Below are 25,725 nucleotides of genomic sequence, written 5' to 3'. Positions count from 1 at the left end.
GATTCAGGACCCGCTGTCCGCGGCCCGACCACAGGAGACCGCACGGAGGATCGCGCGAGCGATCACGAGGCCCACGGCCGTGCCGAGCGTATTGGCGATCACGTCGGAGAGCGTCGAGAAGCGGCTCGGGATGGCCAGCTGCACGAGCTCGATGACGGTGCTCGCGGCGCACCCCGTGGCGACGATCGCCCACGCGGGCATCCGCCGCCAGCCGACCGCGAGGAGCGCCCCCAGCGGCGTGAACAGCGCGATGTTCGCCGAGAACTCGAACACGGCGTAGGCGGCGTCGACAGGGACACCCCACGTCGCGACCAGCCGCGCGAGCACGGCGACGACACCCGTCACCGTGCCGGCCTCCTCCGCGGGCAGCCACGTGAGCAGCAGCACGACGATCGCGTACGGCGCGAGCAGGATCCGCGCCGTCAGTGCGAGGCGTCGCGTCACTGCGCGCGAGGGGCCTGGGGCGTCGGTCATCGGCGGGGAGACGAGAGGCACGAACAGCAGGATAGGCGGCCTGGCGTGTTCAGACCTGGACGAACCCTCGCAGCTCCCGGGCGAAGCGGTCCGCCCCGAACCTCTCGTTCAGGATCCCGGCGTCGAACGGGGCGAGCCGCAGCGCGGCGTCGATCGCCGCGGCGAGGTCCGCCGGATCCGTCGACGCGGCGACCACCCCTGTGACGTCGGGCAGGATCGCCTCGATCTGGCCGCCGGTGGGCCCGGTGACGACGGGAGTGCCGGCCGCCTGCGCCTCGACGGGCACGATCCCGAAGTCCTCGATCGGCGGGAAGACGAAGACCGCGCTGCGCTGCATGAGCGCATACATCAGTGCGTCCGAGGGGCCGATCACGAACTCGACCGGCGTACGCGCCTCGACCGCGCACGCGCGGAGACGCGACTCATCCGGTCCCCGCCCGACGATGACGGCGGGAAGACCCGCACGATCGGCAGCGGCGATCACGAGATCCAGCGCCTTGTAGGGCGTGAACCGCGACGCGCCCATGACGAAGGTCTCCGGCAGCCCGTCGAGGATGCGGCGCTCCTCGGCATCGAGGACCTGCGCGCCCCAGTCCGCCTGCATGCGGATCGCCTCGACGGCCACAGGCGGGTGGATCACGGTCGCGTCGCGCCCCCACGCCCGCGCGATCCGGTCACGGACGAACTCGCTGTTCGCGGCGATCGCCGTGGCCTCCTGTGCGCGGCGGCGATCGACGCCGCGGAAGAGGGGCGCGGCGGCACGGACGATCGCATGCCGGCCGCGCTCGTCGGACTCCGGATCCCACAAGTAGCGGGCCGGACTGTGCGCATAGACGAACTTCGGCACCGACGGATCCGGCACCCGGACGTGGTGGGCGAAGACGTAGGAGCTGGCCAGCACCCAGTCGAGGTCGTCACGCACCGGAGCGCGGCGCCACGTGGCATCCAGCAGGGGGAGGGCTGCGGCCTTGTGCTTGCGGAAGGGAGTGCGGGAGAGCCAGGATTCGGAGACGCGGCCCGCGTCGAACCGACCGGGGGCGTCATCCCACAGGCAGAAGATCTCCGAGTCCTGGAAGACCTCTCCCATGGAGTCCAGCACCCGCTCCGCGCCCCCCGAGGTCTCGATCCACTCGGTGACGATCAGCCCGGCCATGTCGCGCCCGCAGAGGGTCAGTATGCGCCTGCGCCGGAGAGGACCACGCGCATCGTGCGCCAGAGGATGACCAGATCGCCGGTCAGCGACCAGTTCTCCACATAGAAGAGATCGAGCCGCACGCTGTCGTCCCAGGACAGGTCCGACCGGCCGTTGACCTGCCACAGCCCGGTGATGCCGGGACGGACGAGGAACCGCCGCTGCGTGCGGTGGTCGTAGTGCTCCACCTCCGAGGTGAGCGGAGGGCGCGGGCCGACGAGGGACATGTTGCCCCGGAGCACGTTGATCAGCTGCGGCAGCTCGTCGAGGCTGTGCCGACGGAGCGCGCGTCCGACGGCCGTCACCCGAGGATCGTTGCGCATCTTGAACAGCACGGCGTTGCCGTCGCTCTGGTCGAGCAGCGAAGGAAGCTGATCCTCGGCGTTCACGACCATGGTGCGGAACTTGAGCATCTCGAAGCGCCGGCCGCCCACGCCGATGCGCTGCTGACGGAAGAGCGCCTTGCCTCCGTCCTGTCGGACACACACCGCGAGGACCGCGAAGATCGGGCTCAGCACGAGGAGGGCGAGCACGGAGCCCACGATGTCGAAGGTGCGCTTGGCCAGGTACTTCGTGCCCTCGAAGGCGGGGTAGTCGACCTGGATCAGCGGAAGGCCCGGCGCGGGGATCGAGTGCAGCCGCGGTCCGGCGATGCCCGTGAGGGCGGGAGCGACCAGCAGCTCGATCTTCGCCGCCTCCAGCTCCCAGCCGAGCTCCTGCAGCGCCTCGGGGCTGAAGCGGTCGGATCCGCTGTACACGACCGTGTCCGCGCCCGAGGCGAGGACCGCTTCGAGCGCGTTGTCGAGCCCGGCGAGCACAGGGACCCCCGGGAGGAGATCCTGGTCGCTGCCGTTCTCGGTCACGGCGCCGAGGAGCTGGACTCCCAGTCCCGGCTCGCGCATGATCGAGGCCCCGACGTGGCGGGACTTCTCGCGCTCTCCGAGCACCACGGCGTGATGTGCGAAGCGACCACGGGTGCGCTGGGTGAGCAGCCAGCGCCGCCACTGCCAGCGGCCGAGGAAGAGCAGGACGAGCCCGATGGGGAACGCGACGAGCACGTAGCCGCGGGCGAGCTGCAGCTGGAATCCGAAGGCGAGGATCGCGAGCACGCCGAACAGCCGGAGCGTGGCGTCCGCGACCCGCTTGTACTCGAGCGAACCGCCGCCGATGACCTTCGCGTTCCGCGAGCCGGAAAGCTGCAGCGTGAGCGACCACACCAGGGCCAGCGCGATCGAGAACATCGAGTACTCGAGCTCCGCGTTCAGGAGATTGAGCCCCACGACGCGGGAGTCATCGAATCCGAATCGCGCGATCTGCGCGAAGGCGACCGCCGCGCAGACGATGATCGTATCGGTGACGGCGAGGCGCTTCGCGTAGGCGTGGCGCCAGAGGGCGACGGTGTGCGCCGTCGCTACGAAATCGACTTTTCCAGACACTCCCCAGAACTCCCCAGAACCGTTCCCACAACGGCGGATGGCAGGGGCCATCCTCCCCGGAGCGCGGCCCTCCCACAGGCCGTGATCCGTCTCCGATCGGGGGCTGCTCTTTCGGGTCGAGAAGCTTCCGAATCGGCATCCGCACCCTCCCAAAGGATGCGGCGTGGCTACATGGTAGCTCGGAGCGGGCAGGGAATCCAGAGTCTGGAATATCGGATCCCGGCGGTCCGTCCGGTCAGCGCCGGGACGCGCGGCGTCGGAGCGCGTCGACGACCTCGATGACGAGGAGCCCGATGCAGGCGCCGGCCGTGTTCGCGATGACGTCCGCGACGGTGGCGCTGCGGTCGGACAGGAACAGGCCCTGCACCGTCTCGATCAGGCAGGTCGTGAGGAATCCGATCGGGACGACCAGATAGCGATGCCGGCGGAGGAACATCGCGAGGAAGCATCCGAGCGGGACGAACATAGCCACGTTCGCGATGAACTCGACGCGCACGAGCGTCAGTCCCGGGAAGCCTGCCGTCACCCTGCGGATCCAGGGGTCGAGGGCCGAGAGGAACGGCTCGGGCCAGAACACGATCACGGCGACGATGAGCGCATAGGCGATCATCCAGAACAGTGCCCGGCGCAGCCGAGGCTGCCCGGGCACCGTCCCGGTGGCGTTCTCAGAGAGCGAGTCGCTCACGCACGACCTCGGCGAGCTGGTGCGCATACTCGTGCGCGGACTCCTCGTCGGCGGCCTCGACCATCACTCGCACGAGCTGCTCGGTGCCGGAGGGGCGCAGCAGCACCCGGCCGGAGTCGCCGAGCTCGGCCTCGACGGCCTTCACGGCCTTCTGCACGTGCTCGTCGTCCGTCTTGGTGCGGTCGACGTCCTTGACGTTGACGAGCTTCTGCGGGTAGACGGTCATGATCGAGGCGAGCTCGGCCAGCGTCTTCTTCTGGCGCGCCATCTCGGCCACGAGGTGCAGGCCCGTGAGCACACCGTCACCGGTGGTGGCGAAGTCGCTCATGATGACGTGACCCGACTGCTCGCCACCCAGCGAGTAGCCGCCGGCGTTCATGTCCTCGAGCACGTAGCGATCGCCGACCGCCGTCTGGCGGACGGTGATGCCGTGCTCGCGCATGGCGACGTGCAGACCGAGGTTGCTCATCACGGTGGCGACGAGCGTGTCGTCGGCGAGGCGTCCGCGATCCTTCATCGCGACCGCGAGGATCGCCATGATCTGGTCGCCGTCGATGACGTTGCCGTCGGCGTCGACGGCGAGGCAGCGGTCCGCGTCGCCGTCGTGCGCGATGCCCACGTCGGCGCCGACGCGCACGACCTCGGCGGCCAGCTTGTCGAGATGCGTGGATCCGACGCCGTCATTGATGTTGATCCCATCGGGATCCGCGCCGATCACGGTCACCTTGGCGCCCGCGTTGCTGAACGCCTCGGGGGAGGCGCCGCTGGCGGCTCCGTGCGCGCAGTCGAGCACGACGTGGATGCCGTCGAGACGGTGCGGGAGCGACGCCAGCAGGTGCATGACGTAGCGGTCCTCGGCGTCGGAGAAGCGGCTGACCCGGCCGACGTCGGCGCCGGTGGGGCGCAGCTTCTCGCCGGCCATGGCCTCTTCGATGCGCTGCTCGACGACGTCGGGGAGCTTGACGCCCCCGCGGGCGAAGATCTTGATGCCGTTGTCGGGCGCAGGATTGTGCGACGCCGAGATCATCACGCCGAAGTCGGCGTCGATGTCCGCGATGAGGAACGCCGCGGCCGGGGTCGGCAGCGTGCCCGCATCGAGTACGTCCACGCCGGAGGAGGCGAGGCCCGCCTCGACGGCGGCGCTGAGGAAGTGCCCCGAGATGCGCGGGTCGCGGGCGACCACGGCGGTGAGGCGCTTGCCGGCGGCCTTGCGAGCCTCGGCAATACGGCCCTGGCCCAGGACGACAGCAGTCGCCTGGGCCAGGGTGAGCGCGATATCGGCGGTGAGGGGGCCGTTGGCCAGCCCCCTCACCCCGTCCGTACCGAACAGAGCCATAGAGGTCTGCGCGGCTTAACGCTTCGAGTACTGAGGAGCCTTGCGGGCCTTCTTGAGACCGGCCTTCTTGCGCTCCTTGACGCGGGCGTCGCGCGAGAGGAAGCCGGCCTTCTTGAGGGTCGGGCGGTTGTTCTCGGCGTCGATCTCGTTCAGCGCGCGGGCGATGCCCAGGCGCAGCGCACCGGCCTGGCCCGAGGGGCCACCGCCGGAGATGCGGGCGATCACGTCGTACGCACCCGCGAGGTTCAGCACCGTGAACGGGTCGTTGATCAGCTGCTGGTGCAGCTTGTTCGGGAAGTAGTCCTCGATCGAGCGGCCGTTCACCGTGATGGTGCCGGCGCCCGGGACCAGACGCACGCGGGCGATGGCCTGCTTGCGACGACCCACGGCAGCGCCGGGGACGGTCAGAACGGGACGCGGAGCGGTCTCGACGGCGGCGGCCTCAGGGGTCTCGGTCGAGAAGTTCTGCGGGAATTCGGTGGTGTCGTTGTCAGCCACGAGTATGTCCTTATTCGTAACGGCGCTTACTGGGCGACCTGGTCGAGGGTGTACGTCTTCGGCTGCTGAGCGGCGTGCGGGTGCTCGGAGCCCGTGTAGACCTTGAGCTTCGCCAGCTGCTGGCGGCCGAGGCTGTTCTTCGGGAGCATGCCGCGGATGGCCTTCTCCACGGCGCGGACGGGGTTCTTCTCGAGCAGCTCGGAGTAGGCGACGGCCTTGAGCCCGCCCGGGTGACCCGAGTGGCGGTAGGCGATCTTCTTCTGGAGCTTCTGACCGGTGAGCGCGACCTTGTCGGCGTTCACGATGATGACGAAGTCACCCGAGTCGATGTGGTTGGCGAAGGTGGCCTTGTGCTTGCCGCGCAGGAGCGCTGCGGCGTGCGAGGCGAGGCGACCGAGAACGACGTCGGTGGCGTCGATGACGACCCAGTCACGCTGGACCTGCCCGGCCTTGGGGGTGTAAGTGCGCGTCACAATAGTGCTGCTTTCTTGATCGAACGGAGAGGTTCGTGAATCCCACTCCGGGGTGGTTCTCATCGGTCCCGAACTCGTCGAGGGCCGAAGGGGAACACGCCAGTGGAGGGCTCACGTTCGTGCGTGCGACCAGCAGTGATCGCACACCAAAGAGAAAGCTTACGGCACGGATCCGCATCCTCCAAAACGGCGGGGTGCGCGTGCGGACGATCCCCTCCTCCGGTCGCGTCCGCCCGAGGCCGCGCGCGGCTTTGCCCGGGACGCTTTCGGTCGCGTGCGTTGTGACGTAGTCTGCACAGTGCAGCCGGCCTGAGGCTGCGATGCCTGTGGGAGGCATCTGCTGTGCCACTGGGGAGGCACTGATGAGCGACGCTGCGCGACCGCTGAGGGCGGTCGAGACGCCGACGATCGATGACCGCACGGCAACGCGGGCTCCCGCGGCGCTGATGCCGCTCGCGGAGCGGGCGGAGCCGTGGGCGCTCGCCGAGGGCGCGCACTGGGCGGTGCCTCGGAGTCCGGCCCGATTCGAGCGTGTCTACATCGCGGCGAACAACGGCGGCATCGGCGGGGGCGAAGTCATGCTGCTGCGCCTGGCCGACGCGATGCACGCGCTGGGCGTCGACGTCACCGTGGTGGCGCCGGCGCCGTCGGCCGTGCTGAACGAGGCCTTGCACCGGGGACTGTCCGTGATCGGGCTCCCGGCCCGCAGACGCCTCCGCTGGATGTGGGCGCTGCGGCGGTGGGACCGTGCGCGTCCTGACGGCCTGCTCTGGTGCAACGGGCTCGTGCCCTCGCTCGCGACCGCACGCCGTCCGGGGCGCCTGGTGCATCTGCACCAGGAGCCGTCCGGTCTCCGCCGGATCCTGGCGAAGCTCGCACGGCGCGACGCGGTGACCACCCTGGTGCCGTCCCGCGCGATGCTGGATGCGGTACCGGAGGCGCTGGTGCTGCCGAACTGGACCGAGCAGATCCGCCGGGCGAAGCCGGCCCCCGACAAGGACGGCCGGATCCGCATCGGGTTCCTGGGACGGCTCGGGCTCGACAAGGGCGTGCACATCCTGGCCGACGCCCTCGGGCTGCTCGAGGACCGCATGCCGGGACGCTTCCGGCTCGTGCTCGCGGGAGAGCCGCTGTTCGTGCCGGAGGAGGACCTCGAGGTCATGGAAGAGGCGCTCGGACCCGTCGCCCGGCTCACGCACCGCGCGGGCTGGGTCGACGCCGCGGAGTTCTTCGACACGATCGACCTGCTCGTGGTCCCGTCCATCGTCCCGGAGTCGTTCGGGCTCGTCGCCGCCGAGGCGATGGCCGCCAGGGTGCCGCTGATCGTCAGCGACGCGGGGGCGCTGCCCGAGGTCGTCGGGGGCGCCGCGCAGGTGGTGCCGGCAGGGGATGCGGACGCGCTCGCGGACCGGATCGCGGCGCTCGCGACGGGCGGGATCCCGGCCCACCGCGGCCCGCTGTTCGAGCGGTGGTTCGCGGAGTTCTCTCCGGCCGCGGGGGCGTCGCGCATGCGGGAACTGGTCGACACGCTGGGCGTGCGGAGGAGCGAGCCGCCGCACGCGTGACGACGGGCCGCCGCCGGTCCCGAGTGTGCAGCGGGGTGCGGGGTTGCGTGCGCGGTGGGTCGACGCCCCCTCGCAGGTGCGTACGTGGGAGGGGGCGCGGGCGCTCAGAGGGGGCGTCGGCGCAGGTGGGCACGCCGCGGGGCCGGCGCGCGCAGACGGGTGCGCGGGCCGGCGCGGGCGGGCGGGCCAGCGCGGGCGGGCGCGCGGGCGGCGGGCGCGGGCAGGCCGCGGAGCCGGGGCGCCGGTGCAGTCCAAGCCGCGGTCCACGGAAGCGGGAGAACCCCAGCTCATCGCTTCCTGGCAGTGGACTGCACCGGCTGGAACGCCGAGGAGGGGGAGGAACCTCGGCTGTGCTCACTCTAGGGGCGCGATGCGGTTTCCGCACGTGCGAAATCCGGACGGATCCGACCGGGCGGATCCGCGGCCTGCTCAGTCGTTGACGACGAGGAGGCCGTCGGCCAGCAGGTCGGCGAGGAACGCCGAGACCGCGGATTCGTCGAACGGGGATCCGGACGCCCCGGCGCTGAGTTCGGCATGGATGCGCGTGAGCTCGGCGGTGAGCGCGGCGACGTCGCCGATGCCGTCCGAGAGCAGCATCCAGATCAGCCAGCCGGTGTCGGAGAACTCGAACTGCGCCCCGGAGCCGAGATGCGCGGCCCAGACGAGGTGGTCGGGGCCGTCGTGCTCCGAGGCCTCGATCCAGGCCGCCTCGGGCGAGATGCGGTAACCGCTCATCGCCGAGCTCCTCTCAGGCGCGCCCCGACGACCTTGCCCGCCAGGCGGAGCCGCGCGAACTGCGCGCGCACGATCTCGCCCCGGCGAGGCTCGCGGCCGAGACGCAGCGCGAGGTGCGTCCGGTTCACCCGCAGCGATTGCCGCAGTACCCGCAGCTTCGCGCCGGCGCCGACCGCCGAGCGGAACCGCGCCGACCACTCGTCCAGCCGGTCGCCGTCGCGGCGGGACCAGAACGTCCACAGGGCGAAGTCCGGCGCATCGCGGTGCTGTTCCAGCTCGCCGATCCCCGCCGCCAGCGCCGTGGTCGCCTGCAGCTCCGCCGCCAGCGCCCGCACCTCCCGCTGCACGTCCTCCCCGCAGCGAGCCCAGGCGTCGGCGCGTTCGGAGCCCTGCGAGCGCGCGGCGTGCGTGGTCTGCACGAGCACCTGACCCGCGAGGGAGAGCACGGTGCACGGCCGGTGCGCGATGGGGGCCGTGCCGCGGTCGCGCCACAGCCGCTCGAACACGGCCTCCGGATCGGCGCGCGGACCGGGGAGGGCGCGGTGCACATCGACGAAGCTCCAGGTCGGGTGCCGGAAGTTCGCCGCGTGCTCGAAGGGAGAGCCCTCCTCGAATCCCGTGTACAGCGACCAGCCCTGCGCCTCGAGAGCGGCGGTGAAGCGGTCCAGGTGTGCCGGGCGCACGAGCACGTCCACATCCCCGGAGCGATGCATCGCAGGGCGGAGCGCGGCGTCGGTGGCCGGACCCTTGATGTGCAGCAGATCCACGCCCGCGCCGTCGGCCACGCGCTGCACCATCGCGTGCGACAGGTGAACGTTCGCCCACGCCGGCACGCGTGCGGTGACGCCCGTCGACGAACCGCTCGTGCGTGCGATGGCCACGCGCCGATTCTAGGACGACGTGTGCGATGGTGCCGCGACCGGGCATTTCCTAAGTGATATTTCGGTTAGTGCGCTCCGGCGATTCGTCGGCATAGACTACGGGCGAGCGCTACTGGGGAGTTGGCGCCCGCGGTGCTCGGTATACCCTCCCCGCAAACGGAGGAGCTGCTCGTGACAGTGCTCGACTTCCTCGTGCTGATCCGTCGAGGGTGGTTCTTCCTCGTGCTCGGTCTGCTGTTCGGAGCGCTCGGCGGCTTCGTGACCGCCCAGCTCACCCCGCCCGTCTACACGGCGCAGGCGACCGGATTCATCGCGGGCACCGGCGGCGCCGTCATCGCCGGCACCAACATCGCGATCGATCGCGCCGGCGCGTACATGCCTCTGGTCGACACGGCGCAGGTGCGGGAGGAGATCGCCAAAGACGCGAAGGTGCCGCTGTCGAAGCTGAACGGCTCGCTCAGCGCGCAGGTCGTGCCGGGCAGCACGATGGTGCGGGTCACCGCGAACGCACCCGACCCGCAGAGCGCCTTGCGGCTCGCGAACGGCGCCCTGCACGCGCTCGCCAACGTGGTCGCCCGTATCGAGGATGCCGCCGGAGCCGGGGCGACCCCGCCGCCGGGCAGCACCGTGGTGCCGACCGAGGGCATCGTGATCGTGCCCCTCGACCAGGCCGTCGCGCCGAAGACGCCGTCGGCGCCGGACAAGCGCGCCCTGATCCTGGCAGGGGCATTGATCGGCCTCGCCGTAGGGCTTCTGCTCGTGCTGCTGCGGCGCGCACTCGATGTCAGGGTGCGCGCGCACACGGATGTCGCGGCGATCGTGGGGGCGGGTGTTCTCGGCCGTGTGCCGAGGTTCGATCCGGAGGGGCACGGCAAGAAGGACACGATCGCGCGGGCCGTCGCGCACGAGGCGCATCGGCAGATCCGCACCGGGTTGCGCTTCGCGAGCGTGGACGAGGAGGTGCGCGTCGTCATGGTCACGAGCGCCAACCTCGGCGAGGGCAAATCCAGTACCAGCCGCGCGCTCGCCCGGGTGCTCGCCGAGTCCGGTCAGCGCACGCTGGTGATCGATGGCGACCTGCGCCGTCCGACTGTCGCGGAGGGGTTCGAGCTCGACGGGACCGTCGGCCTCAGCGAAGTCCTCAGCGGCCAGATGCCGATCGGACCGGCGATCCGGCAGACCTCGGATCCGAATCTGTTCGTGCTGCCCGCCGGCGGGATCCCGCCGAACCCGTCGGAGATGCTGGGGTCGACGGCCTTCCAGCGCCTGCTCGGAGAGCTCCGGCGCGACTTCTTCATCGTCATCGACGCGCCGCCCGTGCTGCCGGTGACCGACGCGAGCGTGATGAGCGCCTTCGTGGACGGCTTGGTGTTCGTGATCGCGATGGGCCGCACCCGCAAGACCGAGGTCGTGGAGGCCCGCACGCAGCTCTCCCAGATCCGGGCGCGGATCCTGGGCGTCGTGCTCAACTTCGTGTCGATGCGCAACAGCGCCAACGGCTACGGCTACTACCGCAAGAACAGCCACTACTACGCGCAGACGAGCCGGAACGACGATGCCGCGGGACACGACGAGGTCGCCGCTCTGATCACCGAGGCGGAGTTGTCGCCGGCCGCGTTCGATGGGGACGCACCGGCAGCGGAGGAGAGCGGCGCGGAGGACGAGGGCGTGAACAGGGAGAGGCGGGCCGGCCGCTCCCGTACGGTGTCCGATGACGCCGCGAGCTCGACGAGGGCGACCCATGCGCGTCCGAGGGTCGCGCAGACCGGGCAGCGCAGCACCCCGGTTCGTGCGCGCCGGGCCAAGGGCGCGGACGGCCTCGATCCCGACGTCTCGGCGTGACCGTACGGAACCGTCAGGCGAGGTGAGGACCGTGCACGTCGAGGGCCGGGGCGGCGACGGGGTCGCCGTGCCGAGAGAGCCCTCCGTGCAGGGCGACCGCAATCGTGAGCGCCCAGCCGATGGTGAGGAACACCTCGCCCAGCTGCGTCGCTGTGACGAGGACCACGATCGTGGAGGCCTCCATCGCCTGCATGCTGAACGGGCCCGGTTCCGCGCGCAGAGGTCGCAGGCCGATCCATACGGTCAGGCTCACGACGAGGATGAGCGCGAAGAAGCCGCCCTCGACGAGCAGCGTCGCATAGGAGTCGTGGAAGAGGAACGTCTGGCCGGTCGACATGGTCACGAACGCCGTGCCGAGCCCGGACCCCTGCGGCGGGGTCTCGGCGAGCTTGCGCGCCACGCTGTCGGCGATCTGGGCGCGCAGCTGGTCGGTGCCGGTGCGATCGGCGAACACGCCGATCTGGGCGAGGTTGTCCTGCAGGTAGGAGATGCCCAGCCACAGGGCGGCGGCGCCGAGGAGACGGGTCAGCAGCCGCCGGCGGGAGAACACGGCGAGCCAGACCAGGGCGGCCAGAAGACCCGCCATCGTGGTGCGCGATCCGGTCAGGACGGTGAGGCCGGTGAACAGGACGAGCGTTCCCGCACGGGCCCAGCGCGAGGTCTGGGTGGCGGCGAGGAGCAGTCCGCCGATCGCGTAGAGCAGACCGGCGGCGTTCTTGTCTCCGACGTAGCCGGAGAGGAACTGCTGGTAGTCGTGCGGCGCGAGTCCCGCGTAGAACAGCACCGCGTTGAGCACGAGCCCGCACGCGAAACCGTCGATGAGCGCGACCAGGCGCAACCGGCCCGTCCCTGCGAACACGGTGAACACGAGCAGGAGCCCGAGCCGGATGAGGCGCTGGCGCCAGTCGGACGCACCCGTCATGGGCGCCGCGGACGCCGACACGGCGAGGTCGTAGACGATCAGCGCCACGGCGGCGACGATGAACAGCCGCAGCTGCGGCGAGACGAAGCGCGGTCGGCGGGTCGTCGCGACCACCACGAGCACGGCCATCGCGAAGTAGCGGATCGGGACCTCCACCGGCAGGCCGGGAAGGTTGTACCCGGCCGCCAGCAGGATCGCCATCGTGAACTCGAGCAGTGGAGTCTCGGAGAGCCAGCGCTTCGATGCGGTGAGGGCCTCCGCGCCCCAGGAGGCTCCGCGGTCGGCTGCGGCCTTCGGAGCGGCACGACCCTCGGTCCGAGGAGGCGGGATGAGAGCCCGCGGCTTCGGTCCGCCTCCGGCGCGGTCTGCACGCCCGCGGCGTCCGTATGCGGCAGAGGGCGGGTCCGACATGGTCTGATTGTGCCAGGTCGGGGCCTCCGGGGGGAGGTGTCATGAGCGACCTCCATGCCTCCGTCGAGGTCACGCCCCAGGGGCTCTCGGTCGTGGTGCCGCACCACGGGGATCCGGCTCCGACGCTCGCCCTGCTCGACGCGCTGCGGACGCAGGTCGGCGCGCCCCCGCTGCAGCTCATCGTCGTGGACGACGCGTCGCCCGAGCCGTTCCCCGATGCGGCCGGGGTGATCGTGCTGCGCCGCGAGAGCAACGGCGGCTTCGGCGCGGCCGTCAACACGGGGGTCGCCGCCGCCTCTCAGGAGCGCCTGCTCGTGCTGAACAGCGACCTGCAGCTGGACCCGGCCTTCGTGTCGTCGCTGATCGCGGCGGCCTCGCCCTGGCCACGGACCGTGGCGGCGCCGATGGTGGTCGGCCTCGACGGCGCGACCCAGTGGGCCGGCAGACGCTGGCCGCGCACCCGGCACCACGTCGTGGAATGGCTGACGCCGCTCGCCCGATTCCGGCCGCGCCTGCAGGAGGCAGTCGGGCACGACACCCGGTGCGTCGCCGGCGCGGTGCTGCCGGTGGACTGGGTGCTGGGCGCCGCGCTGCTCATGCCGGCCGATGCGTTCCGGGCGGCCGGCGGCTTCGACGAGCGCTACTTCATGAACGTGGAGGAGGTCGACCTGCAGCGGCGGCTGACCGCGGCGGGGGTGCCCTCGGTGTTCCTCGGCACGGTGAAGGTGCGGCACGAGGGCGGCGGCTCGTCGGACTCCGCCCGGCGCGTGCGCTGGGTGACCCAGGCGCGGATCCGCTACGCCGAGAAGTGGGGCGAGCACCCTGGTCTGCTGCGGTTCGGGCTGCGCGGGGCGAGCGCGGTGAACCTCGCCTTCAACACCGGCAGGCGGATCCTCGGGCGGGACGTGCGGCCCGTCCAGACGTACCGGCGGGAACTGGCTGCGATCCGGCCGGGAGGCGCGCGATGAGGGTGCTCCTGGTCAGCCCGGTGTTCCACGGATACTGGAGCGCCTTCGCCGCGGCGCTCGAGGCGCTCGAGCTCGACGTGACGGTGCACTGCTACGACGCCGGCGGGATCGGCAACGCCCTGGCGCATCGCGCACCGGGATCCGCGTTCGCCGCGCGCGTGCGCGGCGCCGCAACCGCGGCCGCGATCCGCGCACTGACGGAGACGGATCCCGATGCCGTCCTCGTCGTGAAGGGCGACGCTCTCGAGGCGGACTGGTGGCATGCGCTCGCCGCATCGGGCGCGCAGAGCGCCCTGTGGCTCTACGACGAGCTCGCACGGATGCGATACGACGACGAGACGCTGGGCACGGTCGACCGCGTGTTCAGCTACAGCCCCGACGACACCCGCACGCTGCAGAGCCGGGGCATCGATGCCGCGGTGCTGCCGGACGGCTTTGACGCGCTCACCGCGTTCACCCCGCGGCCCAGCCACCGCACGAGCTTCATCGGCGCGCGCTACCCGGAGCGGGAGCGCCTGCTGCGGGTGCTCGCCGAGGCCGGCGAGGCCGTCGAGGCGTACGGGCGGGAATGGTCGAGGAGCCCCTGGGACGTGCTGCGGACCGCGCGCTGGCGCGGGGCGGGCGTGCCCGCGCACGGCGACGTCGACCGGGCGACGTACTTCGGCGTCATGGCGGGGAGCGCCGCCACCCTCAACGTCCACGGCGACGGACACGACGGCTTCTCGATGCGCACCTACGAGGCGCCGGGCGTCGGCGCCCTGCAGCTCATCGACCGGCCCGACGTCGCCCGGCACTACGAGGTCGGATCCGAGACGCTCGTCTTCCGCAGCGACGACGAGCTGATCGACCAGGTGCGCCGCGCGAGGCGGGACGAGAGCTGGGCGCAGCGGATCCGGGAGGCCGGACGCCGGCGCACGCTCGCCGAGCACACGCTCGTGCACCGCATGAGAGAGGTGCGTGCGGCATGGACGTGAGCGGGGTCCCGGCGTCCGCGGGCCTGCGGTTCCCGGCGGATCTGGATGCATGGCGGCGCTGGCAGCGCGGACGCCATGCGGTGCGGCGCGTGCGGGACGCGGTGCGCCGCCCGGCCGCGCCGTCCTCGTTCGCGCTGCACGTGCGCGGAGCGGATCCGGCCGTCCTGTTCGCCCTCGACGCGGTGACCCCGACCGCCCTCGCCTCGGTCCTGGAACCGCTCGCGCACCTGGAGGACGCCCCGGTGGCGGTCATCGCGCCGGCGGACGTCTCTGCGCGGCTGCCCGGCGCGTGGCGGGTGGAGCGGGTGGATCCCGGTGAGGCGCCCGCGGCGCTGCGGGGGGTGCGCGCGGTCGTCTCCGCAGGGCACTTCCTTCCGGTGGGAGCGGCGGCGTTCGCGTGGGCGCGGGCGCAGGGCTGGCGCTCCCTCGTGGTGCAGCACGGACTCCTCACCCCGTTCATGGCGCCGCTGCCGGAGGGGGCGCACCTGCTCGCGTTCTCCGCGCGCGACGCCGAGTACTGGCGCTCGGGGCGCGTCGACGTGACGAGCGAGGTGGTCGGCAGCCAGTTGCTGTGGGCCGCACCCGGGGCCGCACCGGAGGGGCGCTCCTCGACGGACGGGCCGCCGGTCTTCCTCGGGCAGCTGCACGGGGCGGAGCTTCCTCGGCGCATCAGCGCGGCGACCGCGACGGCCTTCTGCCGCGCGCACGGGGCGCTGTACCGTCCGCACCCCGCCGAGGTGGACCGCCTGTCCCGGTGGCAGCATGCGCGGTGGCGGCGCCAGGGGATCCGCTTCGCCGAGTCGGGCCCGCTGTCGGCATCGCAGGGGCCGGTCGTGTCGATCTTCTCGACGGGCGTGCTCGAGGCCGCGGCCGCGGGACGGGACGCCTGGGTCACCTGCGTGCGCCCGCCCGACTGGGTGCGGGAGTTCTGGGACCGGTACGAGCTGAGCGTGTGGGGCGGATCCGCCACGGCCGCCCCGGCGCGCCCCGCCGTCGAGCCCGCGAGGGCGATCGCCGGCGCGGTGCTCGCCATCGCTGAAGGAGGACGACGATGAGCATCCTGTGCGTGATCCCCGTGCGCGGCGGATCCAAGGGCGTCCCGGGCAAGAACGCGAGGGTCGTCGCCGGCAAGCCGCTCGTGGTGTGGAGCATCGAGCAGGCGCTCGCCGCGTCGCTCGACGTGCTCGTGTCGACCGACGATCCGGAGCTCGCCGCGATCGCCCGGGCGGCCGGCGCCGACGTGCCGTTCCTGCGACCGGCGGAGCTCGCGCAGGACACGACGCCCACGGAGCCGGTGATCCTGCATGCGATCCGGCACCGCGCCGCCGAGGGGCGCCGCCCCGATGCGGTCATGCTGCTGCAGGCGACCTCGCCCGTGCGGCTGCCCGGCACGCTGGCCCGCGCGGTGCACGAGTTCGCCGAGACCGGGGTGGACAGCCTCGTCGGCGTCGTGCCGCAGACCCCGTTCTTCTGGCACCCGGCCCTCGACGGCGGCAGCGCGACGGCCGAATACGACCCCGCCGCGCGCCCGCGCCGGCAGGACCTCCGCGCCGAGGACTACTTCTACAAGGAGACCGGATCCCTCTACCTCTCCCGCACCGAGCTGTACGAGCGCGAGGACAATCGGATCGGCGGTCGCGTGGGGCTCTTCGTCATGGACGAGGCCGAGGGCGTGGACATCGACACGCTCGTCGACCTGCGGATCGCGGAGCAGGTGCTCGGCGACCTTGCCGCCGCTGTGGGGGCGGGATCCGGTGAGAAACCGGATCCCGCACGAGACGCCCGTTCTGAGGCGGTGTCTCATGCAGGACGTGGTTTCTCGCGCGGGACGGCGGAGCCGGTTCCGACGGGACGAACGGGGGAGCGCTCATGATCATCGAACGGGACATCGCGCCGTACATCGTGTTCGGGGAGGATCCGATCCTCACCGGGCTCGCGAAGATCAACGCGAACAGGCAGCGGATCGTGTTCTGCGTGGACGCGCACGGCATCCTTCTCGGCTCCCTCTCCGACGGCGACTTCCGGCGCTGGCTGATCGCGAACCCCGACGCCTCGCTCGACGTCTCGTGCGCGACGGTCGCGAACCGCGCGGCGCGCACGGCGCCGCGCGGCACGCCCGTCGCCGAGATCGCGCCGTTGCTGGGCCGCGACGGCGTGCACCACGTGCCGATGGTCGACGACCGCGGGCACCTCTGGGCGATCGCGGTCGACGAGACCGGCACGCTGCGGATCGGCGGTCACGAGATCGGGGCGGGGCATCCGACGTTCGTGATCGCCGAGATCGGCAACAACCACAACGGATCCGTCGACCTCGCCAAGCGGCTCGTGGATCTGGCGGTCGCGGCCGACGCCGACGCGGTCAAGTTCCAGCTGCGCGACCTGGATGCGCTGTACCGGCAGCGCGGGGCGGCCAGCTCCGGCGAGGACCTCGGGGTGCAGTACACGCTCGATCTGCTGCGCCGGTTCTCGCTGCCCGCGGAGAGTCTGTTCGAAGTCTTCGACCACGCCCGGGACGCCGGCGTCGACGTGATGTGCACCCCCTGGGATGCGCCGAGCGTGCAGGCGCTCGCCGACTACGGGATCCCCGCGATGAAGATCGCCTCGGCCGACCTCACCAACCACGCGCTGATCCTCGACGCGGCCGGGCGCGGGGTGCCGCTCGTGCTCAGCACCGGGATGTCGCGGGAGAGCGAGATCCTCGAGACCGCGGCGCTGCTGCGCGGACAGGGCGCGCCCTTCGCGCTGCTGCACTGCCAGTCGACGTACCCCGCGCCGTACAAGGACCTCAACCTCAGCTACCTCGACCGGCTCGCCGAGATCGGCCAGGGCGTGGTCGGCTATTCCGGGCACGAGCGCGGCTGGCACGTCCCCGTCGCCGCCGTCGCGCGGGGCGCGCACATCATCGAGAAGCACTTCACCGTCGACCGCACGATGGAGGGCAACGACCACACGGTCTCCCTGCTGCCGGACGAGTTCCGGATCATGGTCGAGCAGATCCGCGACATCGAGGCGTCGATGGGATCCGGATCCGCGCGCACCGTCTCGACGGGCGAGCAGATGAACCGCGTGACCCTCGCGAAGTCGCTCGTCGCGGCGCATCCGCTCGCCGCCGGGACCGTGATCGCGGCAGCGGACGTGGCGGTGAAGAGTCCGGGACGAGGGCTGCAGCCCAACGCGCTGCCGCAGCTGCTCGGCCGCACGCTGCAGCGCGACCTGGCCGACGGCGACTTCTTCTTCGACGGCGACCTGCGCGATGCCGCCCCCGCGGGCCGGCCTTTCTCCTTCCGCAGGCCGTGGGGCCTGCCGGTGCGCTATCACGACGCCCTCGCGCTCCGCGCGCAGTCGAACCCCGACTTCCTCGAGTTCCACTTCTCCTACAAGGATCTCGAGGTCTCGCCGTCGGACGTCTTCGCCGAACGGCTGCCGATCGCGTTCACGACGCACCTGCCCGACCTGTTCGCGGGCGACTTCCTCGTGGATCTGGCCTCGGATGATCCGGAGATCCGGGAGCGCTCGATCCGTGAGGTGCAGCGCACGATCGACATCACCCGGGACCTCCGCCGCTGGTTCACGGCGGAGACGGATCCGGTCATGGTGGTGACGATGGGAGGCTTCACGAAGGACCGGCACCTGCCGCCGTCGGCGCGCGGGCCGAAGTACGCCCGCATCGCCGACGCGCTCGCCCGGCTCGACACCGACGGCGTGCGGGTCGCCGCGCAGACGCTTCCGCCGTACCCGTGGCTCATGGGCGGGCAGCAGTTCCACAACCTATTCGTGGATCCCCGGGACACCGCGCGGTTCGCCGCGGAGACCGGCACCCCGCTGGTCTTCGACGCCTCGCACACCAAGCTCGCCACGACCTGGCTCGGCATGGCCTTCTCGGAGGCCGTCGACCTGCTCGCGCCGCACACGATCCACCTGCACCTGGTCGACGCGACCGGCGTCGACGGCGAGGGCGTGCAGGTGGGGGAGGGCGACATCGACTGGCCCGCTTTCGGGGCGCAGCTGGACGCGCTCCTGCCCGGCGTCACGTTCATCCCGGAGATCTGGCAGGGGCACGTCGACAACGGCGCGGGCTTCTGGACCGCGCTCGACCGGCTGGAGGCGTGGTTGTGAGGATCGGCTTCCTCACCCCGTGGCGGACGGACGACCCGGGGGCGTGGTCGGGGATCATCCGCCCGATGCTCGGCGCGCTCGCCGAGGTCGCGGACGTCGTGCCGGTCTCGACGCACGACGTGCCCGCGGCGCCGCTCGACCGGGCCGCGGCGCGGCTCTCGCGTCGGAGCTACCTCTGGGACTTCGGGCTGGCGACCGCGCGCGTCCGTGGACGCGTCGCCGCGGACAGGGTGCGGGCCGCGCACGTCGACGTCGTGTTCGCCGTGGCGGCCTCGGTGGACGTCGCCGGCCTGGGCGGATCCGTGCCGGTGGTCCAGTACGTGGACGCCGCGTTCGACGACCTGAGGGACCGCTATTCCGTGTTCACCGGCGTGAGCCGGCTGTCGGCGATGCAGGTCCGGCGGATCGGGACGCTGGCCGCGCGCCGCACGGCCGGGTACGTGGCCGCCTCGCAGTGGGCCGCGGACGGACTCGCACGGGCGGGGGCGGATCCGGCGCGCGTGGTCGTCGCGCCGCCGGGCGCGGCGATCTGGCCGGGTGCGGCGGACCGGGTCGCGGGCGGCCGCGGCGAGACAGCGACCGCCGCACGGCCCCTGCGGGTGCTGGTCGTCGCGAGCGACTGGGAGCGCAAGGGCGGAGACAGGGCGCTCGCGGCGGTGCAGCACGCGCGGGCGGCGGGGGCGGACATCGCGCTCACCGTGATCGGATCCGCGCCCGACCTCCCCGACGACGTTCGCGCACCGGGACGACTCGGCGCGGACGAGCTCTCGGCCGAGTTCGCGCGTGCCGACGTGCTGCTCGAGCTCGCACGGGCGAACGCCGCCGGGGTCGCGCTGACGGACGCGGCCGCGCACGGACTGCCGGCGATCGCGACCCGGGTCGGCGGCGTGCCGAGCATCGTGGCGGAGGGGCGCAGCGGATGGCTCGTGCCGGACGGCGACGGGGCGGCGTCTGCAGCGGGGGACCTGCTGGCCGCGCTGGGGCGGGACGAGGGGGGCGGGGTCTCGCGGGCGAGCGCCGCCGCCTGGTACGCGGAGGCGCTGGACTGGGCGCGCTGGGGCGAGCGGGTGGTCGCCCTCTGCCTGCGGGTGCGCGAGGAGGTCGCACGATGATCTCGCCGCGTGCCAGCATCGTCGTCCCGACTCGGGGCGGCGCGACGCGCCTGCTGCATCTCCTCGACGCGCTCCGCGCCCAGACCGAGACCTCCTGGGAGGCGATCGTCGTGATCGACGGCGATGTCGACGAGTCCGCCGCGGTGGTCGACCTGGCGGCGGGGGAGCTGCCCGTGCGCGCTCTCGTGCTGCCGGAGAACCGGGGCAGATCCGCCGCGCTCAACGCGGGATTCGCGGAGGCGCGCGGCGAGATCCTCATCCGCTGCGACGACGACCTCCGTCCCGGGCCCGACTATGTGGCGGCGCACCTCGCTCGGCACGCCGGGGCGCCGTGCGGCGTGGTCGGGCTGTACCGCAACGTGTTCCCGCCGACGCCCTATGCGCGCGTGTACGGGGCGCCCCGCGACGAGCGGTTCCGCACCGACGCCTACGCCGCGCCCGCCGCCCGGCGCTGGCGGTACTGGGCCGGCAACGTGTCGGTGACGCGGGAGACGTTCGACACGGTAGGCGGATACGACCCCGCGTTCCGGGCCTACGGCTGGGAGGACGTGGACTGGGGCTACCGGCTGCACGCGGCCGGAGTGCCCGTGGTGCTGGCGCCGGAGCTGGAGACGCCGCACCACGTCGCGGCGACGACGACCGAGGAACGCGTGCGGCGCGCCTTCCTGGCGGGAGCTGCGCGACGGGCCTTCGAGGCCAAGCACGGATCCGCCGCGCTCGGCGCCGCACCTCTCGCACGCGGAGCGTGGGGACGGATCGTGGATCGCACGGCCGCCAGGGACGGGCGGGCCGCGCTCGAGGCACGGGCGCGCCGGGCGGACCTGGCCCTCAGCCGGATGCCGCGCTGGGCCGCGGAGAAGCGCGTCGCCTGGCTCGTCGAGGCCGCGGGGCTGTCCGGGCAACGGCGTCCCGACGAGGTGGTGAACGATGTCTGACGTCACCCGCGTGCTCGTGGTGTGCGACCTCATCGCCCCCGGCGGCGGCCCCACCGGCTACACCTGGAACCTGCGTGAGGCGCTGAGCGCCCTCGCGCCACCCGATCTGGACGTCCGATTCTCCGGAATCATTACCGAGCGCCGCAACAGGGCGACGGGCGAGCCGCCGGCCCGCCCGATCCGCCGACGCTCCGAACCGCGCGCCGCGCTGGGAAGGCTCCGGCACCGGGTGGGCGTCGCGCTCAAGGGCGGGATCCCGGATCCGCTGTGCGACGAGATCCTCGCCGCCGACCTCGTCATCCTCCAGGGCTATCAGGACGCGCGGCGGGCTGGGCTCGCCCGCCGCAGCGGCGCGGCGGTCTGGTACATGCCGCACAGTCCCACGATCGCCGCCGATGAGCACGCGGCGATGCACCCGCACGAGAGCGGCATCCGCCGCGCGCTGATCCGTCGGCGCATGATCCGGGCCGAAAGGGAGCTCTTCCGCGCGGCGGACGCGGTGGTGTTCCCCACCCAGAACGCGGCGACCGCCTATGTCGAGGCGTTCGGGGAGATCCTCGCCGGGACTCCGGTGCATCACATCCTCTCGGGGGTGCCGGAGCCCCGCCGCGCACCGCGGGAGCGCGGGATCGCGGGCTCCTCGGACGAGGACCCGGGGATCCTGTTCGTCGGCCGCTACGTCGCCGACAAGGGCTACGACCGCTTCCTCGCGGCGGCGGAGGCGCTGCATGCAGAGAATCCCGCGCTGCGCTTCAGCACGCTCGGGGCGGGGCCGTCCCGGCGGTCGTCGCCCGCTGTCCGCGACCTCGGCTGGAGGGACGACCCCGTGCCGGTCATCGCCGCCGCACGGATGCTCGTGGTGCCGAACCGCGTCGCGTACTTCGACCTGCTGCCGCTCGAGGCGGCGGCGCTCGGGCGGGGACTGGTGATCACCGCCATCGGCGGCGGGATCGACCAGCACCGGCTGCTGCCGGACTCCGTGCTCTGCGCGCCGGGCGACGTCGTCGGCGGCATCCGCCGGGCGCTGTCCCGGCTGGAGGAGGATCCGGACTGGGGAGCCGGCAACGTCTCGGCATACATGCGCACGCTGACGGCCGAGGCGATGGCCGAACGCTGGATCGCACAGGTGCGAGAGTGGCGGGAGGGTGCACGGAGCACGGCGCCGACCGCGCTCTGGGTCGTGCCCGTCGCGGAGATCGGCGGCGTGGCCCGGCACGTGCTCGACGCGACCAGGGCCGGGATCCCGGGCTGGACGGTCACCGTGCTGTGCCCGGAGGGACCACTCGCCGCGCGGCTGCAGGCGCAGGGGACGCCGGTGATCACCGGCGCCTTCGGCCCGGCTGCCGGCGCGCTCGCCTCCGGGCGCACCCTGCGCGCGGCCGTCCGCCGGGTGCGGCCCACCGTGGTGCACTCGCACCTCGCCTTCGCCGACATCGTCGTCGCGGGCACGCCGCTGCCGCGCGGGGTGCGGCGGATCACGACGGAGCACGGGATCGCCGGGGAGGACGGCGTGTACCACCGCTCCTCGATCCAGGCCAGGGGCATGGCGCTCGTGCATCGGATCCGCCTGCGGCGCTTCGACGCCGCGATCGCCGTCGCCGAGGCGACCCGTGCTGCGATGCGCGCGAAGTGGCATGCCCGCGGGCGGATCGCGGTGATCCCGAACGGCGTCGAGATCCCCACCCCCGCCGCGCCGAGGAAGCAGGGCGGCGCTCCGCGCATCCTGACTCTGTCCCGACTCGCGCCGGAGAAGCGGATCGATGCCCTCATCGACGCCTTCGCGGCACTGCACGCGGAACAGCCGGGGGCGACGCTGACCGTGGCGGGCGAGGGCCCGCTGCGCGCGGAGCTCGAGGCGCAGGCTGCTCGGCTCGGCGTCGTCGTGGCCTTCCCTGGATTCGTGGATCCGGAGTCCGCGATGGCGGAGGCGGACGTCGTCGCGCAGCTCTCGGTCTGGGAGAACTGCTCGTACACCCTGCTCGACGCGGTCGCCCACGGCCTCGGCGTCGTGGCGTCCGCTGCGGGTGGGAACGGCGAGATCGTCGGAGTGGAACGGCTCGTGGATCCCGATGACGTGCCCGCCGTCGCCGCGGCGCTCCTCGACGCCCCGCACGTCCCCTACGATCGTCTGAACTCGACGGAGGAGATGACGGCGGCCGTCGCGCAGATCTATCGCGGCGTCGCAGGCGGCGGGCAGGGCACAGAGATCATGCAGAGCGCGACGACGAGCACCGGGAAGGGGGAGAGCACATGCTGATCGTGTTCGACCGCACGGTGCGCCGTGGTCTCGGCGCACTCCTGCGCCTCTCCGGCATGAGGCCGGTGCCGTGGGTCGCGCTGGCCGCGGTGCTGATGCTCGCGCAGACCGCGCTGGGCACGATCCCCGTCGCGGCGATGGTGCCGCTCATGGAGCTGATCGCACAGGGGCACAGCGATGCGGGCGTCGTGCAGTGGGTCGCGGGCCTGCTCGGGTCGGGGCAGCCGGAACGGCTGATCCCCGCCTTCGCGGTCCTGATCGCCCTGCTGTTCCTGGTGTGCAGCGGGCTCTCGGTGCTCCTGGTGTGGTGGCAGGCCGGCCGTTCGGCCCGGCTCGCCGTCGCGGCGAACACGGCCATGCTGCGCGCCTACAGCCTCGAGCCCTACGTCTCGCATCGTCGCCGCTCCGACGCGGAGATCCTGCGCAACATCGGCGGCACGGCGACCGTGGGCGCCGCCCTCACCTGCGTGCTCACGATCTACACGAGCGCCCTCACCCTTGTCGCGATCAGCGCGGTGCTGCTGGTCGTCTCGCCGGTGGTCACGGTGCTCACGGTCGCCCTGTTCGGCGGCACGATGGCGATCATGCAGCGCTCGCTGCAACCGGCGCAGCGGCGTACGGGGGAGGCGTCGACCGCGGCGAACCTGCGCGGCTGGGCGACGCTCATCCCGCTCGTGCACGGCTTCCGCGAGGTGCGGCTGTCCGCCTCAGGGGCGCGACTGCTCGGACGCTACGAGCAGTCGCAGAAGGAGCTCGCCGGAGCGAACCGGATGCTCACCGCACTGGGCGCCGTGCCCGCCGCCGTCTCCCAGGTGCTCTTCGCGCTCTCGATCGCCGTGGTCTCGGCGGCCTTGTTCACGACCGGATCCGCGGCGAGCACGATCGGGACCCTCGGTCTCTTCGGCGCCGCGGCGATGCGCGCGCTGCCCACCATGAACCTCATGGCGCAGAACGTGGGGGCCGTGCGCGGCGCCGAGGCCAGCATGCGGATCCTCACCGATGCGATCGACGACCTGACCAGTGCCGATCCGCACGTCGAGGAGCCCGTCACGGCGGAGCCCCTGCGCGGCGACATCACCCTGCGCGGCGTGGAGTTCGCCTACCCCGACGCTCCGGATCCCGTGGTGCGCGCGGTCGATCTGGTCATCCCCGAGCACACCACCACGGCGTTCGTCGGATCCAGCGGGGCCGGCAAATCGACGCTCATCGACCTGATCCTGGGACTGCTCACGCCGACCGCGGGGCGGATCGAGTGCGGCGGGGTGCCGATCCTCGAGGACCCGGCGCGCTGGTACGCCGGGATCGGCGTGGTGCCGCAGGACGTGTTCCTGCTCAACGACACGGTGGAGGCGAACGTGGCGTTCGGCGTCGCCGCCGAGACGATCGACCGGGAACAGGTCGCCAGGGCTCTCCGACTGGCACGTCTCGACGCGCTGGTCGCCGAGCTCCCGGAGGGGCTGCAGACGACGATCGGCGAGCGCGGGACGCGCCTGTCCGGCGGCCAGAGGCAGCGGCTGGGGCTGGCCAGGGCCCTGTACCGCTCGCCGCGCGTGCTCGTACTCGACGAGGCCACCTCCGCGCTGGACAACGAGACCGAGTCGCAGATCGCAGGCTCGCTCGCGGCGATGCACGGCGAGCTGACGATCATCATCGTCGCGCACCGGCTGTCGACCGTGCGGGACGTGGACAAGCTCGTCTTCCTCGGGGACGGCCTGATCCAGGCGGAGGGCACCTTCGCGCAGGTGCGCGATGCCGTCCCCGCCTTCGCGCGGATGGTCGAACTGGGCGAGCTCGGGGCCGAGCACTCGTGAGTGCCTCCGGGAATCGCGAGCTGCGCGTTCTCGGCCTGTTCGACCACGCGGGCCTGCGTCGCGACCAGCACGGGGAGCCGGAGGGCGAGCGGATCGCCGGCCCGTATCGCGTGGACCTGCTCGCCGCGCACGGGATCGACCTCGTCACCGTGCCTCCCGCGCGGGCGGCGCTGCACCGCAAGCTGCGCGACGTGGCCGAGCATCGCAGCGGCGTGGCGCAGGATCTGGCGCTGCGCGGCGCCCGGCACGCCTTTCGTGCGGATGCCGTGCTGTGCCTGCTCGAGGACAAGGCGGTGCTCCCTGCGGCGCTGCGGCGCCGACGCATCCCGCCGTATGCGCGTCCGCCGATCGTGGCGGTGTCGTGCTGGTGGGCGGAGGAGCTCGTGCACGGTTCGGAAGAGCAGCGGCAGCGGATCGCCCGCACGGCCCGCGCGCTGGACGCGATCGTGGTGTTCTCGCAGAACCAGGCCGAGGCGTTCGCGCGGATCGGCGTCGCGGACAGGATCGTGCCCGTTCCTTTCGGAGTGGACGAGACCTGGTACACGCCCTCCGCGCCGGTGCGTCCGCGGCTGCAGGTGGCGGCGATGGGCATCGATCGCGGCCGCGACTACCTCACGCTCGTCGAGGCTGCCCGGCTCACCCCCGAGATCCGCTACGACCTGTTCACCCAGCCCGAGCGGTTCGCGGAGATCCCGCTCCCGCCGAACGTGGCCGTGCACGCGCCGGTGCCGATGCCCGCGCACCGCGACAACCTGCGCGCCGCCGACCTCGTCGTCGTGCCCACGCACGATCTGGCCTACCCGACCGGGCAGAGCGTCCTGCTCGAGGCGATGGCCTGCGGCCGGTGCACGGCCGTGACCCGGACGGCCGCGATGGCGGAGTACCTCGACGACGGGCGCAGCAATCTGGCACTGCCGCTGCACGATCCGGAGGGTGTCGCGCGCGTGGTGCGCCGTGCCCTCGGCGATCCGGGGCTGCGGCAGCGCGTCGGCGACGCGGCGCGGGCCGAGGTCGAGGCCCGGCTGACGTTCGATCGCACTTGGGCGCGTGTCGCCGACGTGCTGCGAGAGGTCGCGGACCGAGGCGAGCGGCTGCGCTGAGG

General features: G+C 72.4%; 22 protein-coding genes. 12 read left to right on the top strand and 10 right to left on the bottom strand.

Going from position 1 to position 25,725, the window contains the following annotated elements; translation table 11 throughout:
* Positions 1-3 precede the first annotated feature (3 nt).
* The 7 genes from ACIPY5_RS12985 to rplM all read right to left on the bottom strand — a co-directional run bounded on the left by ACIPY5_RS12985 (position 4) and on the right by rplM (position 6,094).
* Complete coding sequence (locus ACIPY5_RS12985) at positions 4-495, bottom strand: VanZ family protein (RefSeq protein WP_400971383.1); 492 nt, start codon at positions 493-495, stop codon at positions 4-6.
* A gap of 28 nt (positions 496-523) precedes the next feature.
* On the bottom strand, positions 524-1,627 hold the full coding sequence (locus tag ACIPY5_RS12980; RefSeq protein ID WP_400971381.1) for a glycosyltransferase: 1,104 nt from the start codon (positions 1,625-1,627) through the stop codon (positions 524-526).
* 17 nt (positions 1,628-1,644) lie between these two features.
* Complete coding sequence (locus ACIPY5_RS12975; RefSeq protein ID WP_309357310.1) at positions 1,645-3,102, bottom strand: sugar transferase; 1,458 nt, start codon at positions 3,100-3,102, stop codon at positions 1,645-1,647.
* 235 nt (positions 3,103-3,337) lie between these two features.
* Entirely contained in the window at positions 3,338-3,787 is a 450-nt protein-coding gene (locus ACIPY5_RS12970; RefSeq protein ID WP_309357311.1) for a VanZ family protein, read from the bottom strand.
* Complete coding sequence (gene glmM, locus ACIPY5_RS12965; protein ID WP_309357312.1) at positions 3,768-5,123, bottom strand: phosphoglucosamine mutase; 1,356 nt, start codon at positions 5,121-5,123, stop codon at positions 3,768-3,770. Before glmM ends, ACIPY5_RS12970 begins: the two co-directional genes overlap by 20 nt.
* A 15-nt stretch (positions 5,124-5,138) precedes the next feature.
* Positions 5,139-5,621 carry a 30S ribosomal protein S9 gene (gene rpsI, locus ACIPY5_RS12960; RefSeq protein WP_309357313.1) on the bottom strand — a complete coding sequence of 161 codons (483 nt, stop codon included), beginning with the start codon at positions 5,619-5,621 and terminating at the stop codon, positions 5,139-5,141.
* A gap of 26 nt (positions 5,622-5,647) precedes the next feature.
* Positions 5,648-6,094, bottom strand: a complete 447-nt coding sequence (rplM, locus tag ACIPY5_RS12955; RefSeq protein WP_045249783.1) for a 50S ribosomal protein L13 — start codon at positions 6,092-6,094, stop codon at positions 5,648-5,650.
* Between the two features lie 362 nt (positions 6,095-6,456).
* Here rplM and ACIPY5_RS12950 point away from each other — a divergent pair, with 362 nt between their 5' ends.
* Entirely contained in the window at positions 6,457-7,659 is a 1,203-nt protein-coding gene (locus ACIPY5_RS12950; RefSeq protein WP_400971376.1) for a glycosyltransferase family 4 protein, read from the top strand.
* 429 nt (positions 7,660-8,088) lie between these two features.
* Here ACIPY5_RS12950 and ACIPY5_RS12945 read toward each other — a convergent pair whose 3' ends face one another.
* Positions 8,089-8,394, bottom strand: coding sequence for a PqqD family peptide modification chaperone (locus tag ACIPY5_RS12945; protein WP_400971374.1), 306 nt, complete (start codon positions 8,392-8,394; stop codon positions 8,089-8,091).
* Entirely contained in the window at positions 8,391-9,275 is an 885-nt protein-coding gene (locus ACIPY5_RS12940) for a nucleotidyltransferase family protein (protein WP_400971372.1), read from the bottom strand. The genes ACIPY5_RS12945 and ACIPY5_RS12940 overlap by 4 nt, the downstream gene beginning before the upstream one ends.
* A gap of 171 nt (positions 9,276-9,446) precedes the next feature.
* Between ACIPY5_RS12940 and ACIPY5_RS12935 the strand changes: the two genes are divergently transcribed.
* On the top strand, positions 9,447-11,117 hold the full coding sequence (locus tag ACIPY5_RS12935) for a polysaccharide biosynthesis tyrosine autokinase (RefSeq protein ID WP_400971370.1): 1,671 nt from the start codon (positions 9,447-9,449) through the stop codon (positions 11,115-11,117).
* A gap of 13 nt (positions 11,118-11,130) precedes the next feature.
* On the opposite strand, the gene ACIPY5_RS12930 is transcribed toward ACIPY5_RS12935, so the two are convergent.
* Positions 11,131-12,450 carry an O-antigen ligase family protein gene (locus ACIPY5_RS12930; protein ID WP_400971368.1) on the bottom strand — a complete coding sequence of 440 codons (1,320 nt, stop codon included), beginning with the start codon at positions 12,448-12,450 and terminating at the stop codon, positions 11,131-11,133.
* 41 nt (positions 12,451-12,491) lie between these two features.
* On the opposite strand from ACIPY5_RS12930, the gene ACIPY5_RS12925 reads away from it, so the two are divergent.
* From ACIPY5_RS12925 to ACIPY5_RS12880, 10 genes are read left to right on the top strand one after another with little or no spacing between them, the layout of a single operon-like run.
* Entirely contained in the window at positions 12,492-13,418 is a 927-nt protein-coding gene (locus ACIPY5_RS12925; protein WP_400971366.1) for a glycosyltransferase family 2 protein, read from the top strand.
* Positions 13,415-14,392, top strand: coding sequence for a glycosyltransferase (locus tag ACIPY5_RS12920; RefSeq protein WP_400971364.1), 978 nt, complete (start codon positions 13,415-13,417; stop codon positions 14,390-14,392). Before ACIPY5_RS12925 ends, ACIPY5_RS12920 begins: the two co-directional genes overlap by 4 nt.
* Positions 14,383-15,447, top strand: coding sequence for an RNA-binding protein (locus ACIPY5_RS12915; RefSeq protein ID WP_400971362.1), 1,065 nt, complete (start codon positions 14,383-14,385; stop codon positions 15,445-15,447). Before ACIPY5_RS12920 ends, ACIPY5_RS12915 begins: the two co-directional genes overlap by 10 nt.
* Entirely contained in the window at positions 15,444-16,265 is an 822-nt protein-coding gene (locus ACIPY5_RS12910) for a cytidylyltransferase domain-containing protein (protein ID WP_400971360.1), read from the top strand. The genes ACIPY5_RS12915 and ACIPY5_RS12910 overlap by 4 nt, the downstream gene beginning before the upstream one ends.
* Positions 16,262-18,508 carry an N-acetylneuraminate synthase family protein gene (locus ACIPY5_RS12905; RefSeq protein WP_400971358.1) on the top strand — a complete coding sequence of 749 codons (2,247 nt, stop codon included), beginning with the start codon at positions 16,262-16,264 and terminating at the stop codon, positions 18,506-18,508. The genes ACIPY5_RS12910 and ACIPY5_RS12905 overlap by 4 nt, the downstream gene beginning before the upstream one ends.
* On the top strand, positions 18,499-19,620 hold the full coding sequence (locus tag ACIPY5_RS12900; protein WP_400971356.1) for a glycosyltransferase family 4 protein: 1,122 nt from the start codon (positions 18,499-18,501) through the stop codon (positions 19,618-19,620). The genes ACIPY5_RS12905 and ACIPY5_RS12900 overlap by 10 nt, the downstream gene beginning before the upstream one ends.
* The gene (locus tag ACIPY5_RS12895) at positions 19,617-20,555 is read left to right on the top strand and encodes a glycosyltransferase family 2 protein (protein WP_400971354.1); all 939 of its coding nucleotides are present in this window, start codon (positions 19,617-19,619) and stop codon (positions 20,553-20,555) included. Before ACIPY5_RS12900 ends, ACIPY5_RS12895 begins: the two co-directional genes overlap by 4 nt.
* Positions 20,548-22,812 (top strand): glycosyltransferase family 4 protein, encoded by a 2,265-nt coding sequence (locus ACIPY5_RS12890; RefSeq protein ID WP_400971352.1) that lies wholly within the window; start codon positions 20,548-20,550, stop codon positions 22,810-22,812. Before ACIPY5_RS12895 ends, ACIPY5_RS12890 begins: the two co-directional genes overlap by 8 nt.
* On the top strand, positions 22,806-24,623 hold the full coding sequence (locus ACIPY5_RS12885; RefSeq protein WP_400971350.1) for an ABC transporter ATP-binding protein: 1,818 nt from the start codon (positions 22,806-22,808) through the stop codon (positions 24,621-24,623). The genes ACIPY5_RS12890 and ACIPY5_RS12885 overlap by 7 nt, the downstream gene beginning before the upstream one ends.
* Positions 24,620-25,723 carry a glycosyltransferase family 4 protein gene (locus ACIPY5_RS12880; RefSeq protein WP_400971348.1) on the top strand — a complete coding sequence of 368 codons (1,104 nt, stop codon included), beginning with the start codon at positions 24,620-24,622 and terminating at the stop codon, positions 25,721-25,723. The genes ACIPY5_RS12885 and ACIPY5_RS12880 overlap by 4 nt, the downstream gene beginning before the upstream one ends.
* Positions 25,724-25,725 lie beyond the last annotated feature (2 nt).

Origin of the sequence: Microbacterium sp. NPDC089698 (genome assembly GCF_044749045.1) — a bacterium.
Taxonomy (GTDB): domain Bacteria; phylum Actinomycetota; class Actinomycetes; order Actinomycetales; family Microbacteriaceae; genus Microbacterium.
Note: the sequence above shows the minus strand (reverse complement) of the source record. Positions and strands in the feature narration are given on the sequence as shown.